This is a genomic window from Chryseobacterium sp. SIMBA_028, from assembly GCF_046535285.1.
In the GTDB taxonomy this organism is placed as follows: Bacteria; Bacteroidota; Bacteroidia; order Flavobacteriales; family Weeksellaceae; genus Chryseobacterium.
The window spans coordinates 1-245 of the sequence record NZ_JAWRWZ010000692.1 but is presented as its reverse complement, the minus strand read 5'-3'; the positions used below and the strand labels follow the sequence as shown (position 1 = coordinate 245).

1 pseudogene is annotated in these 245 nt (G+C 33.5%); it reads left to right on the top strand.

What is annotated here, in order from left to right:
- A pseudogene (locus SCA31_RS25020) lies at positions 1-245 on the top strand (hypothetical protein); the annotation flags it as partial.

The window sequence follows — 245 nt, the reverse complement described above, 5'->3', positions numbered from 1 at the left end:
GATTCAGGAAATGCTTTTTAATTTCAGAGGAAATCCAAGAGGTTTAAATGGAACTTTTAATTTGAAACATAAAGACTTAAAAATCGCTGTTTTAAATAAAGATAATCAACAGAAAAAAGGAGTTTTAACGGCAATTGCCAATCTTGTTGTGCGTTCGGATTCCGGAAATCTTCCTCAGTCTGTGGATGTAAAAGATGTAGAAAGAGATCCTACAAAATCGTTCTTTAATCTGTTCTGGAAAGGGA